14 protein-coding genes are annotated in these 13736 nt (G+C 36.3%); 7 read left to right on the plus strand and 7 right to left on the minus strand.

Features of this window, described 5'->3' with window-relative positions; translation table 11 throughout:
* Positions 1 to 44: 44 nt before the first annotated feature.
* From thiI to MKY00_RS23425, 4 genes are all read right to left on the minus strand, one after another.
* The gene (thiI, locus tag MKY00_RS23410) at positions 45 to 1259 is read right to left on the minus strand and encodes a tRNA uracil 4-sulfurtransferase ThiI (RefSeq protein ID WP_000989284.1); all 1215 of its coding nucleotides are present in this window, start codon (positions 1257 to 1259) and stop codon (positions 45 to 47) included.
* Between the two features lie 6 nt (positions 1260 to 1265).
* On the minus strand, positions 1266 to 2408 hold the full coding sequence (locus MKY00_RS23415; RefSeq protein WP_016718668.1) for a cysteine desulfurase family protein: 1143 nt from the start codon (positions 2406 to 2408) through the stop codon (positions 1266 to 1268).
* Between the two features lie 168 nt (positions 2409 to 2576).
* Complete coding sequence (gene ezrA / locus MKY00_RS23420) at positions 2577 to 4289, minus strand: septation ring formation regulator EzrA (protein WP_016718669.1); 1713 nt, start codon at positions 4287 to 4289, stop codon at positions 2577 to 2579.
* 207 nt (positions 4290 to 4496) lie between these two features.
* A complete protein-coding gene (locus MKY00_RS23425; RefSeq protein ID WP_016718670.1) occupies positions 4497 to 5339 on the minus strand; it encodes a LysR family transcriptional regulator in 843 nt (280 codons plus the stop codon).
* Positions 5340 to 5463: 124 nt separating this feature from the next.
* On the opposite strand from MKY00_RS23425, the gene MKY00_RS23430 reads away from it, so the two are divergent.
* Positions 5464 to 6408: a DMT family transporter gene (locus MKY00_RS23430; protein WP_016718671.1), complete on the plus strand. Its 945-nt coding sequence runs from the start codon at positions 5464 to 5466 to the stop codon at positions 6406 to 6408.
* An 11-nt stretch (positions 6409 to 6419) separates the two neighbouring features.
* On the opposite strand, the gene refZ is transcribed toward MKY00_RS23430, so the two are convergent.
* Positions 6420 to 7058, minus strand: coding sequence for a forespore capture DNA-binding protein RefZ (gene refZ / locus MKY00_RS23435; protein WP_000814933.1), 639 nt, complete (start codon positions 7056 to 7058; stop codon positions 6420 to 6422).
* Between the two features lie 147 nt (positions 7059 to 7205).
* Here refZ and MKY00_RS23440 point away from each other — a divergent pair, with 147 nt between their 5' ends.
* Positions 7206 to 7685, plus strand: a complete 480-nt coding sequence (locus MKY00_RS23440) for a GAF domain-containing protein (RefSeq protein ID WP_000494335.1) — start codon at positions 7206 to 7208, stop codon at positions 7683 to 7685.
* A 61-nt stretch (positions 7686 to 7746) separates the two neighbouring features.
* Here the strand turns inward: MKY00_RS23440 and megL are convergent, their stop codons facing one another.
* Positions 7747 to 8925 carry a methionine gamma-lyase gene (gene megL, locus MKY00_RS23445; protein WP_000726590.1) on the minus strand — a complete coding sequence of 393 codons (1179 nt, stop codon included), beginning with the start codon at positions 8923 to 8925 and terminating at the stop codon, positions 7747 to 7749.
* A gap of 398 nt (positions 8926 to 9323) precedes the next feature.
* Here megL and rpsD point away from each other — a divergent pair, with 398 nt between their 5' ends.
* The 4 genes from rpsD (at position 9324) to MKY00_RS23465 (ending at position 13049) form a co-directional block, all read left to right on the plus strand.
* On the plus strand, positions 9324 to 9926 hold the full coding sequence (rpsD, locus tag MKY00_RS23450) for a 30S ribosomal protein S4 (RefSeq protein WP_000135311.1): 603 nt from the start codon (positions 9324 to 9326) through the stop codon (positions 9924 to 9926).
* 501 nt (positions 9927 to 10427) lie between these two features.
* Positions 10428 to 12044, plus strand: a complete 1617-nt coding sequence (locus MKY00_RS23455) for a T7SS effector LXG polymorphic toxin (protein ID WP_016718672.1) — start codon at positions 10428 to 10430, stop codon at positions 12042 to 12044.
* Between the two features lie 3 nt (positions 12045 to 12047).
* On the plus strand, positions 12048 to 12512 hold the full coding sequence (locus MKY00_RS23460) for a hypothetical protein (RefSeq protein ID WP_016718673.1): 465 nt from the start codon (positions 12048 to 12050) through the stop codon (positions 12510 to 12512).
* A gap of 72 nt (positions 12513 to 12584) precedes the next feature.
* Entirely contained in the window at positions 12585 to 13049 is a 465-nt protein-coding gene (locus tag MKY00_RS23465; RefSeq protein ID WP_016718674.1) for a hypothetical protein, read from the plus strand.
* Between the two features lie 66 nt (positions 13050 to 13115).
* Here MKY00_RS23465 and MKY00_RS23470 read toward each other — a convergent pair whose 3' ends face one another.
* A complete protein-coding gene (locus MKY00_RS23470) occupies positions 13116 to 13244 on the minus strand; it encodes a hypothetical protein (RefSeq protein ID WP_000050944.1) in 129 nt (42 codons plus the stop codon).
* Between the two features lie 150 nt (positions 13245 to 13394).
* On the opposite strand from MKY00_RS23470, the gene MKY00_RS23475 reads away from it, so the two are divergent.
* A complete protein-coding gene (locus tag MKY00_RS23475) occupies positions 13395 to 13697 on the plus strand; it encodes a YjdJ family protein (RefSeq protein WP_016718675.1) in 303 nt (100 codons plus the stop codon).
* Positions 13698 to 13736: the final 39 nt, after the last annotated feature.

Here is a 13736-nt window from a genome sequence, read left to right on the forward strand (position 1 = left end):
ATAACATGACTTCATACACGGTTTATATATGGTAATTTATGGTTTTAGAAAAGTTCTTCGAATTTTTCTTCTTCCGCCACTACTTCTACCGTTTGCAATACCACTGTTTCTTTGTTTGCTACAGCTTCATCGATTAATGGTGTGAAATCGTATTTCGCTTCAAAACGATTCGCTTTTTCACGCTTCGGCTTCGTCGCTGGGCTTGCTGGTGTAAATACTGTACAGCAATCTTCGTATGGACGAATCGAAATATCATATGTGCCGATTTCTTCAGCGATTTTAATAATCTCTAATTTATCCATCGTAATAAGCGGACGAATAACTGGATAGTTCGTTACTTCGTTAATCGTATGCATACTATCTAATGTTTGACTTGCTACTTGTCCAAGACTTTCACCAGTCGTGATTGCTAGCGCGTTACGCTCCTCTGCGATACGCTCTGTAATACGCATCATCATACGGCGCATAACTGTCATTGAATAGCTAGATGGGATTTCTTTATTAATTGTTTTTTGCACTTCTGTAAATGGAACAAGGTGAAGCGTTACACGTTTACAGTATTTCGTTAACTCTTGTGCTAAATCGATTACTTTTTGTTTCGCGCGCTCACTTGTGAAAGGTGGGCTATGGAAGTGAACTGCTTCCACAGATACGCCGCGTTTCATCGTTAAGTACGCTGCTACTGGGCTATCGATACCACCAGAAAGAAGTACCATTACTTTTCCGCCAACGCCAACTGGTAAACCGCCAGCTCCCATACGCTCATCGCACATAATATAGCTATAACCACTGCGAATTTCTACACGTACATTTACATCTGGATTATGAACATCTACAGTAATATCTTCTGTATTTTCTAGAATGTGTCCACCAATCTCAGGTAATAATTCCATTGTTCTCATTGGGAAATGCTTATAAGAACGGTGTACAGTAATTTTAAATGTTTTCACATCGCCTTTTACTTGTAAGAAAGCTGCTAATGCACCTTTTTTAATATCTTCTAATTCTGATGGTACTTTCATCGCTAAGTTAAACTTATGAATACCAAATACATCTTTTAATCTTTCAGATACCGCTTCATGATCTTCGCCATTTAATTGGATATACATACGGTCATGTGTTGCATCGATTTTAATATTCGGGAATTTTTTCAGTTTAAACTTCACGTTATCTTTTAATGTGCTTACAAATTTAGAACGGTTTTTACCTTTAGTCGTCATCTCTCCATAACGAACTAAAATATATTCATATGTCATCATATTCCTTTACCTCATCACTTCATATAATTTTGGCATCGTCTCTTTCACAATACCTTCAAATTGCTTTACTTCTTCCATCGTGTTTTCTGGCGCCAAACTAATGCGAATAGCACTTGCAGCAGCGGCATGCGGTACTCCCATTGACACTAACACTCTGCTCACTTCATTTGCTTTTGAAGAACAAGCAGATTTCGTTGATACATATACACCGTGCTCTTCTAAAGCATGAACGACCACTTCTGGTTTTAAACCTACAAATGATACATTTAAAATGTGCGGTGCTGCATATGCAAGCGACGTATTAATCGTTACATCTTCCATTTCTTTAAAGAAACGAACAAGCTCTGCTTGTAAACTTTGCAAATGAGCTACCTTTTCTTTCACTTGCTCCATTGTCATGCGAAGTGCTTTCACCATCGCTACAATGCCAGGTAAGTTCTCTGTACCAGAGCGATACTTCAGCTCTTGTTGACCACCTGATAAAATTGGATCTAACCTTACGCCATCACGTACATAAAGAAGACCCGTTCCTTTTACACTGTGGAATTTATGTCCAGATATTGAGCAAAGATCAATATGAGAAGCGTATAAATTAAGCGGTACTTTTCCTATCCCTTGTACATGGTCCACATGAAATCTTATTTTCGGATAATTCGATAATAACGTTCCAATTTCAGCAACAGGCTGAATTGCTCCAGTCTCGTTGTTCACGTGAATAATTGACACAAGAATCGTATCTTCACGAAGCGCTCGTTTTACATCCTCTACCGATACAACACCATGCTCATTAACCGGTAAATATGTTACATCAAAACCGAGATCTTCTAATTGTTTATATGCTTCAAACACAGACGCGTGTTCAATATTTGTTGTAATGATATGTTTACCGCGCGAACGATTCCTCATCGCTATTCCTTTAATCGCAAGGTTATTCCCTTCCGTTCCACCTGATGTGAAAATAATTTCAGAAGGCTTAACGCGAAGAAGCTGCGCTGCAATTGTTCTTGATTGTGTTAATAGACGCTCTGCCTCTCCTCCAAGCGAATGAATAGAAGAAGGATTCCCAAAATATTTCCCCGCAACCGTTACGTACGATTGAAGAGCTTCTGGATATGGCTTTGTCGTCGCACTATTATCAAAATAGATCATCGTTCTTCCCCTTTCAGCGCTGTCACATCATATAATCATATCACAAATACGTGTCATTACGCTAAGACTACTCAAAGGATCCGTTATATTTTAAAACGAATAACCTTACTGTATTCCGCTCTTCATTATAGCAACATCGCCTGCAAAATTACACAAAAAAACAAACCCTTATGAAAGGGTTTGTTCATTGTCTACATATTCAGCTATTTTTTGAACAACGCCAGGCTCAAGTTGCTCTAGTACAGAAGCCGCTTGTTCTAAAGCTGCATCGTATTGATATTCACGGAATAATTTCTCCGCATAATTTAAGCTCTCTGCAAGGTTTTCATCATGACTGCGGTAACGATTACCGTATTGAATTAATTTTTCAACTAAATACGCTTGTCCAATTAACTCTTCTGTCATTTCAGCAACACCATTAACAGTTGTGTAAGCTTCTTCTAAACTGCTATTTACAGCATTCATATTTAACGGCTTCACTTCTAATTGCTCATATACAGCTTGCATTGCCATTTGTCCTCTTTTTAAATCTTCCATAATGCTCTCTGGAAGACCTGGCAAATTCGACTTTTGCATAAAGCGTTTCGTTTCGAAAATAGTATTTCGCATTTCTTGTAACTTCTCACGTGCTTCAAATTCTTCTTTGCGCATCGTTTGCAGCATTTCTTTATATTCTGCATGAAGCACTTTTAATGTTTCACATTGCTCATAAATCTCTTCTAGTTCCTCACGAATAATAGAGAAGGCAATATCTTGTTCCGCAACGCGTAATTGCAGCATTTCAAAACGTTTCATTAAAATGTGCATTTGCTTTTCAATTACTTTTTGAGACTCAATGTCCTTATCTTGCAACTGATAGCTTTGTTTCACAAGCTGTGTTTCTGCTTTTGTTTCAATCGTTTCAGTGCGAATTTCTTCTAAGTCTTCATAAACAGAAAGTGTTTTTTGCTCCACATAATGTCTCGCATGTACTTCTTGTTCTAGTTGATCATAGAAGCTATCTAAACTCGTTTTTAAGTTTTCTACTTTTTCAGCCGCTTCCGTTATGTGAAGCTCCTGTATATCCATTAAACATATTTGTAGTTGTTTCTTCATATCGCGAACTTCTTTAGGGATTTCCAAATACTCTAATACATAACCTTGTCTTACCATATCATTATGTCCGTGTAATAAATCTTCCAGCTGAACTGGTAACGTCGCTTGACACTCTACCAATAAATCTGGAATTTGGTGAATAATGATTTCTAAATCTGCTAAACCTTCTTCCAAACTAATAACAATTTCTCTCGCTTTTAAATAGTCACCATTATTTGTTGCTTCTTCAAAGGTTTTAAATTTCTCAGATTCAACGTCTAGCATCTCTTCAATTTTCTGCTCTGCTGCTCCATACATATGTCTATGAGCAAGAACACTCTTCTTCATACTACGATATGTATCACGTAACCCTTCGATTTCCGAGCTATTTTTTTCATGGCTTTCTAACAATTGCTGTAATTCATTTAAAATGTCTGTAATACGATTATCAGCGTCATCTAAACCACTTATGGATTCATTCATCGCATGCTTTGCTTTTCGGAAGGAGAATTGCGAGGCGAATTTTCGCGCTTGCGCTAAATCTTTTTCAGCTTTCGGAATGGTTGTTGATACAATTTCATCCCATTCTTCACGCCATTTACCAAACAGTTCTTCTGTTTGACCCGTCATATTTAAATCTTTCACCCGTTTTAGTTCATCTGCCACAGGTTTATCTTTTATCTCTTGTTTCCACTGCTCAAGTGCTTCAATATCTTTATATGAACGATTTCTTATCACAAGCTCTATCATGAGCAGCACTAGAATAGAGCTTACTACAATGATAACGATCGTCAGGATAGAATCCATGCAAAAAAGCCTCCTAGTTATATCTCTTTTTTTGTCCGTTCCGTTTATGAAATGGAAGGCATTATGTATAAAAAGGGAATTCCCCTATATTTAACAACTAACAATGTACTAATCATACCATGTAATGGTTTGTTTTTGACCTAGTTTTTTTTAAAATTTCATGTTTCTTTCAATGCAATTGTAATCTTTCTCAATATTCCGTTTGGATTACCTCTCATCATCAAATGAATGCAGCAAAGGGCCTTCTTCCATATGAGATGCGAAATATATTTTACGTACAAGTGGCGGTTCAATAGAAATCGCATGCACATTTCCTTGCCTTACCGCTTGCTCTACTGATATTTCTGGAAGTAATGTGATGCCAAGTCCGGCACTGACCATCGCAAGCATCGGTTCTGCATAAGAAGTTTCAAATGCAATAATCGGTTTCGCACCTATCCCTTGAAACAGATTCGTAATCATTTTTCTAACATCACAGATTTCTGGGTATACGATTAACTTTTCATTTTGCAAATCTTCCATTCGAATTACTGTTTTCTCTTTATAAAGATGATCACTTGAAACGACACACACAATTTTTTCTTCTCGTATTTCTTTTATACACGTAGCACCTTCTACTACTGAATCGATGAACATCGCTTCAATCTTCCGTTCTTTAAAAAGTCCTATCAGTACTTTCGTATGCTCAATTTTCCATTCTATTTCGAACCCGTCACCTAATGTATCTTTACATTTTGATATGTAATGTGCTGCTAAACTTGGCAATATGCCTATTGAAATGTTCCTCTTCTCTTGAAATTTCTTCATTTCGGCTTTCACTTCATGTATGTGTTCCAAAATCGGTAACATTCTTTTTATAAATAACTCTCCAGCCTCTGTTAACTCCACTCCTTGCGCGGAACGCTTCAGTAAAGTAACTTCTAAATCGGCCTCTAACCTTTGAATTTGTTTACTAAGCGCCGGCTGAGAAATATGTAAAATTTTACTCGCCTTTGATAAACTTCGCGTATTTTTCACTTCAATAAACGATCGTACTGCCTCTAAATCCATCGTACACACCTCTAACAAAAAGTTATAACTGTCATAAAAAATCGATATTTCCTTCTATAAACAATTACTCTTTATACTTATTTCATCAACTTACTATAACGAAATGTAAAGGGGAAAGATACTCTTGAACAAAAAACAAATGCTACTCGGATCCCTCCTATGCTTACTTGCCGTAACGGCTTGGGGATTTATGTTTCCTGTCATGGCAAACGCCTTACAGTTTATCGATCCGTTCTTCTTCACAACGATTCGCTATGGATCAGCAGCTATTATTTTTCTTATTCTGTTATTACTTACCGAAGGGACAAAGTCACTCCGCTTAGAAAAGAAAACACTTTCGTTACTTTTTTACGGAACAGTCGGTTTCGCAGGATATGGTTTTCTCGTTTTCTACGGACAACAACTTGCCGGACCGTCTGGAGCCATCCATGCCGCGATGATTCAGTCTCTTATGCCACTCATCGCTTTATTATTGCAGTGGATAACTAAAAACAAACGCCCACAAAACTACACTTTCCTTTGTATGTTCGTTGCACTTATCGGTGTTATGCTTGTCATTTCAAAAGGAAATATTCACTTATTATTTGGAGCTGCCAGTCACCTCTCAACAAATATACTTATGCTGTGCGGCGTTACTTGCTGGGTCATTTATACAAACGGTGGTGCTAGTTTTCAATCTTGGTCACCACTTAGGTATACGACGTTAACTTGTTTATTTGGCTCAATTTCACTCATCACTATCGTCACTTTTTTAACTTATACAAACGTTGTCACTGTACCTTCACTATCTACAATTATGAACGTTCGTTTTGAACTCTTATATATGTCTATTATTGCAGGCGTTATCGCAGTATTTTGCTGGAACGCAGGAAATCGCTATATTTCATCTATTAACGGCATATTATTTATGAATTTAGTTCCTGTGCTTGCACTTATCGGTTCCATCTTTCAAGGTTATACAGTCGACAAAATTGAAATTGCCGGAGCTTCATTAACAATTATCGCGCTATTATGCAACAATTTATGGCAAAGAAAAGAAAGCACAGAAATCCCCACCTCCGTTCGTTAGGTGGGGATTTCTCACATATGAACAGCTCTTGGCCATTCCTGATACATATTCGTTATACATAATGTTTGTTCCATCCATTGTTCAATTTCTTTCGTGTACATTTCTAAGAAAAAGGTCTCAGATGGAAAAGAATGCAGCACTTCTGATATATATTGCGGATATAAAAACGGCATATTCATCATGCCTTTTAATTGCGTCATAAACATTGTAAAAGATACCTTCTTAAACTCTTGTTTCATTTGTCCTTGTCTAATTACTTGCTCTATATAATATCTTTCTTTAGAAAAATAAACGGTCATCACTTCGCGAATTAATGTCGTATCAAGCGACAGCTCTCGGTAAAAGAAACGTGTCAGCTCCCTATTATCAAATTGATATCGTAAAATCCCGCGCACCATTTGTACCATCACATCTTTAGCCGACAAATACTCCCTCTGTTCAAAGGACGTTTCAATCACATGAATATACCCTTCTAAAAAATTAGTAATAAGCTGCTCTAATAGGCCTTGCTTTCCAGCAAAATAATATGAAATATTCGCTACATTCACATCCGCTCGCTTTGCAATGTCTCGCACCGACGTTCCATCATACCCTTTCGTGTTAAACAACGATATTGCCGCATCAATTACTTTTTGTTTCGTCTGTTTCATGCGCTCACTTCCTCTCACTGAACAGCTATAGTGTAAATTTCTTGACTTTTAAGACAAATTCCTTTAATTTTCTATCGACAAAGTCATGTGAAATACATCGTATTTTGCTAATATTTTACACATCTCGATAAAAAAGGAGCTGTTTCCATGTTTACTAAAGAAAGTTATGCAGGATCTCGCGTGCAGCAATATGAGACAGTAATAAAACAACTGGATGCATTATTAACTGGCGAATCAAACGTAGTCGCAAACTTATCAAATGCGTCCGCATTATTAAACCAATTTTTAGATCGCGTTAATTGGGTTGGCTTTTACGTAACAGAAGGAAATCAGCTTGTTCTTGGACCATTCCAAGGAATGCCTGCTTGCGTGCGCATTCCATTTGGACGAGGCGTTTGCGGCGTTGCAGCTGAAACAAAAACAACGCAGCTTGTAGCAGACGTCCACCAATTCCCAGGGCATATCGCTTGCGACAGTGCTTCAAATTCAGAAATTGTCGTACCGATTATTAAGGATGGGAATGTCATTGGTGTACTTGATATTGATAGTCCTGAAAAAAATCGTTTCGACGAAGTAGATCAGCGCTATTTAGAAAAGTTTGTGGAAACACTCCTAAAACATATGTAACAAAAAAGAGCCAGTTATCGATTAAGTACATGACGTACAAAACCGATAGCTGGCTCTTTTTTTATTGATTACTAACAGTAGATATTTTCTTTAACGCTTGCTCTAAATCAGAAACGATATCCTCCCAAGATTCTAAACCGACAGATAAACGTATTAAATTATCATAAATGCCCATTTCTTGTCTTAACGCAGCTGGAATCGCAGCGTGCGTCATCGTTGCCGGATGCTGAATTAACGTTTCTGTATCTCCTAAACTTACCGCAATTGTAATAAAGTGAAGGTCATTAATAAACGCCTGCGTCTCTTCTTTCCCACCTTTAATTGAAAAAGATATAACGCCGCCCCCACGTTTCATTTGGCGAGATGCTAACTCTCCTTCTGGGTACCAAACACCTTCTACCGCATCATGATTTTTTAGAAACGATACAATTTTTTCTGCATTATCACAATGGCGGTCCATTCTTACCGCTAGTGTCTTTAATCCGCGTAACAATAACCACGCATCAAACGGCGCCATAATACCGCCGATATCTTTTCGCATCGGGCGAATCTTTTCAGCTAACGCTTTCGTTTTACAAATTGTTACACCCGCTACAACGTCACCGTGACCCCCAATATATTTTGTCGCACTATGAACAACGGCGTCACAACCAAGTTCAAGAGGTCTTTGTAAATAAGGTGAACAAAACGTATTGTCAACAATGACAAGTAAACCATTTCGCTTCGCAACCCGAATCACTTGTTTTAAATCAATTAATTTCATTGTCGGATTAATCGGTGTTTCAACGAAAATAAGCTTTGTATTTGGGCGAATTTTATTTTCCATATCAGCCTCTGTCTCCATATCACAAAACGAATGCGTAATCATAAATTTTTCTTCCAACACTTCCAAAAAGCCGTACGTGCATCCGTATAATCCATTTGAACAAATAATATGATCTCCAGCTTTTAGAAAACCAATTAAAGTTGCGGAAATAGCTGCCATACCGGATCCGAAAGCAAGCGCTTCTTCTCCTCCTTCTAACACCGCCATACGTTCTTCAAATAATTTCACAGTTGGATTTCCAAGTCTTGAGTAAATATAAGATGGATCCACTCCCGCAAAACTCGCTTCTCCTTGCTGCGCAGTCTCAAATGTAAATGTAGACGTTTGAAATAAAGGCGGTGTTAAACTTCCTTTATGTTCCTCTGATGTATAACCGTGATGAATTAACGCTGTCTCCATATGCTTCTTTTTCATAAAAACATCCCCTTTTATGTTTTTATTGCCGCATATTCACCAACAAAAATTTGATGAACGTTTTTACTACATTTTATGTAAGCGTTTTATTTGTGTTTCTATCTCTTCTTTTATATCGTTTTAAATTCCTTCTTGTTTATTTCCAAAATTTATATGCATAAAACAAAAACGTACTCGCTTGACGAAACTCTGGGTAAAAGATATAATAGCGTTTGTGTAAAATAAAAAGGCAGCCTTGTAATGTGAGTTTATCGTTTGTATTTTGTTCCTCTGCGGAGGTGTATCTCGTAACTCCCTGCTGCTGGAGCGAAGGTACATGAAAACAAAATGCCCGTAAATATCGATTACGTCTGTTTTTATTTTACGTAAATAAAAACATTTTAAAGGAGGAGTCAACTATGGCTCGTTATACAGGTCCAGCTTGGAAACTGTCTCGTCGTCTTGGAATCTCTCTAAGCGGCACAGGAAAAGAATTAGAAAAACGCCCTTACGCACCAGGTCCTCACGGTCCTAACCAACGTAAGAAACTTTCAGAATACGGTTTACAATTACAAGAGAAACAAAAACTTCGTCACATGTACGGCATGACTGAGCGTCAATTCCGTCGCACATTTGACCAAGCAGGTAAAATGCCTGGTAAGCACGGCGAAAACTTCATGATCCTTCTTGAAGCTCGTCTTGACAACTTAGTTTACCGTATGGGCTTAGCTCGCACTCGTCGTGCAGCTCGCCAATTAGTAAACCACGGTCACATCATGGTTGATGGCGCTCGCGTAGATATCCCATCTTACCGTGTAAAACCTGGTCAAACTATCAGCGTTCGCGAAAAATCTAACAACCTTGTTGTTGTTAAAGAAGCGATCGAAGTTAACAACTTCGTACCAGAATACTTAACTTTCGATGCTGACAAATTAGAAGCTACTTACACTCGTCACGCTGAGCGTGCTGAGTTACCAGCTGAAATCAACGAAGCATTAATCGTAGAGTTCTACTCTCGTTAATCTCGGTGCTCTGAAAAGAGTCGTATTAAAAGCCTTAGGAACCTTGTTTATCAAGGGGCCTGGGCTTTTTTTATTGAATATAACCGATTATATGTATAGAAACAGACTAATGTAATAAAATAAAAAAGAACTGCAAGTCTATAGTTAATAAAACTTAACCCTCTCTCTAGAATTTCATTTGTTTTTTATCCACATTAATAAAAACCTCTCCCTTCTTCTAACACTTAAAAACACTACATTCTATCCCATAACTTATTTTTCTTTGCTGTACTCTCCTTTTGTTAACATTATTTTTACAACGTATTTATTTGTACATAATCTATATCTTCCCTTTTTCTATTTACATTCAACCTTAAAAACCTCTTCATCACCCGAGCATCTGAATAAGATTAAAAAAACTTAATGAACAATTATCTCTTTAACTGCCGAATTATTAGAATATTCCATTTACAATCCCTTCCTTAAATTGGTATTATTTTCTTGTAAGAGGAGGGAAAGTTCATGTCTTTAAATATGTATCTCGGTGAAGTACAAGCTCAAACAGAAAGTATGAACTCTTTCTGTAGCACTACTATTCAAGGTATGGAACAAATTATTCATTCTATTGACGCTTTTGCATTGGATACTGTTCTACAAGGACAAACATATAGCAGTGCAAAAGCATATTTCTTACAAACCTTTCGTCCGTTAGCACAAGGAATCATTTACTTATGCGAAGAATTAATCCGTCAAAATGATGCTTTTCCAAGAGACTTTCAATCACAGGTAGCTTCTACAGATGTTATCGAACAGGAGATATTAGAACAAATTCGAGAAATTGACCGAATGATAGCAAGTACGGAAACAATCAATCAAGCTATGCCAATCTCGGGCATGGATGCTATAGTAAATCTATTTGCTGACATGAGGCGTAAACTGCAAGAAAAGCTAGAGCACCTATATGAATTTAATCAAACATCTAGTGATAACTATATTACAGCGATTCAATTAGCCGCTAGTATCACGACAGGTTTAGCTGAAGTACAAAGCGGAAAAGGTTTTAGTCCCGTCAGTGGTACATTTAGTACACAAAGGTTGAATATGGAATGGATAGCCTCTATTCAAAAAATTGCAGAGGAAAGAGTTCAAGAAGCCGAAATAAAAAAAGAAATTGAAGAAAAAATGGCTTTGCAGGAACAAGAAGCTAATAGACCGTGGTACCAAAAAACAGCTATTGGCGCTTGGGAATTCTTCCAAGGAATTTGTAATTCAGCTGCTGAAAACTTTACAGGCGTAGAATTACCAATGGGCAATGAATTAGAAAACAAAACAACCTTTCAAGTCGGAAATCTTGTGGGGAATTTTGTATCAGGGGTAGGATCTATTTTTGAAATTTTGGGCGGTATAGCTATTGTAACAGGATCAAATGTTGGAACCGTATTGTTAGAAGGAGTAACTTTCGGGGCAGCATCACCAATTGTTATCCCAGCTGATTTAGCTCTTACAACCGCTGGAGCAGGTGTTGCTACACATGGTACCTTTGTATGGTATAATACCGTTCAAAATAGTATCGATACTTTGCAAAGGTTTCAGTCTTCTTCTGGGGGTTCCTCTAAAAATCTTTTAAAAGATGGTAAGTTTGTCGAATCTGATTTAGAATTAAAATATGCGGAATATTGCGTTAGAAAAGCAAAAGACGGTAAAGTACCTAAAGATAGATTGAACTGGAAAGAAGCAAGTGATTATTGGACAAAAGATTCACCTATGGCAAGAGGAAATAAGTTTAATAAAACTGCTCAAAAAAACGAATGGTATCCACATGATGAGATTCAACTAAGTAACGGTAAAAGATTAGATTCATATAATCCACGTAAAGGGGAAATCATTTCTAGAAAAGCAACAGATTTAGAAGATATTGATATTAAAACTTTTGAGAAGTATTTAAAAGAAATGAAGGATAAATATGCTATTGGCACTAAGATTCGTTCAAATAAGTATAGAGAAATAGATGGGCAATTACTAAAAGGAAAACATATTTTAGAAATTCCAGTATCTAATAAAAATTTCAGAAAAATAGATGAATATATAAAGCGAGCAAAAGACAAATATGATATCGAGATTAGATTTAGGGAGGAATAATTAATGACATATTCATTGAAACCAGAAATACAGGAAGTACTTGAGAAAATTAATTTTACCGAGAGATACAAGTCCTTATCAAAACAATTTCCAGATAGAGAAAATACATTTGAAAACTATGAAAATGAAAAAGCAATTGAAGTATTTGAGTCTCTTGGCTATAAAGCTCGTTTTATGAAAAAAGAAAACTTTTTTAGAGTAGGAGAAGTAAAAAACAAAGATATCTATACTTTCAGGTTCAATATTAGCTTGAAATATGGACTCGTTGAATTTATTTGGGAGGCATGGCACACTGGTGAAGTTAGAACTGGAACATCTTGGGCTATGTTTGTAGACGTATTATCCAATGATACAGAAAAAATACTTCGTCCATGCTTCCACAGTTACGATGAACTCAAAGAAATCATGAAAATTGCCTTTGAAATGTACGAAGATTTTAAACAAGAATTAATTCCTATTTATTCATGATTTCACCTTAAAGATATATGAAGTAATGACCCAAAAACAAGGATAGACTTAATATTTTAGGGGGAATAACTTTTGCCTTATTCATTACAACCTGAAATACAATCCAGTCTTGCAAAAATTGATTTTATTAAGAGATATAAAGCATTATCAGAAAAATTTTCTGATAGAGAAAATATATTTGAAAACTATGAAAATGAAAAAGCAATTGAAGTATTTGAGTCTCTTGGCTATAAAGCCCGTTTTATGAAAAAAGAAAACTTTTTTATTGTTGGTGAAGTAAAGAACAAGGATTTCTATACTTTCAGATTCAATATCAGCTTAAAATATGGGCTTGTTGAGTTCATTTGGTCTGCAAGGTATAATGGTGAAGTTAGAGTTGGGAATTCATGGGATATGTTTGTAAAAGTATTATCCAATGGTTCTGAAAGATTGCCGGCAGTATGCTTCCACAGTTACGATGAACTCAAAGAAATCATGAAAATTGCCTTTGAAATGTACGAAGATTTTAAGCGAGAATTAATTCCTATTTATTCATAATGTAAAAAGCTACCGAAGACAACTAAAACAGTTATTTCGAGTAGCTTTTATTTATATATATTAAAGTTATTTATTTTCCTCTTTCTGAACATATACATAAGCATCTTTCTGCTCTTTATGTACATCCACCTTCGAATTCTCTGCAAGCTGACCCGCGTTTAGCAAAGAAAAAATAATGAGCGCTTCTAGTGACATTTCGTTTTACCACTCCTTTCTAGTTGTTATACATTTATCATACCGCTTACATGTGATTTCCGTATGAACTCGAAAAGGAGATTACAACAAAATGGTTACAAGTATATGAATGCACGCTATAATAACCATAAAATAGGAGGTTGATTCATTTTGACAATAAACCAAATGGTTCAGTTAGGCAGTGCATGTATGTTGTTTATTACTTCCGCGCTTATTAATTGGTATCAAGGAAGTAATTTAATAGATGATCCTGATGAATGGAAATATAGCGCTAAGTTTACGAATTACTTCAAAGGCACCGTTTCAAATTACGAAGATATTTATCAAATCGATTTCTTTATATATGCAGCAAAATTTTATCCAACAGCATTTATCGTTATGTTAGTTAGTTTACTTTATATGCTCATATTAGTTCTTTATATTCTATTTAAAAGAAAAGATCCGGCGATTTAAATCCATACATAAAAACCCCGAATCATAAAGTGAAACTTT

It is taken from the genome of Bacillus sp. FSL R9-9834 (genome assembly GCF_038006905.1).
Lineage (GTDB): Bacteria > Bacillota > Bacilli > Bacillales > Bacillaceae_G > Bacillus_A > Bacillus_A pacificus.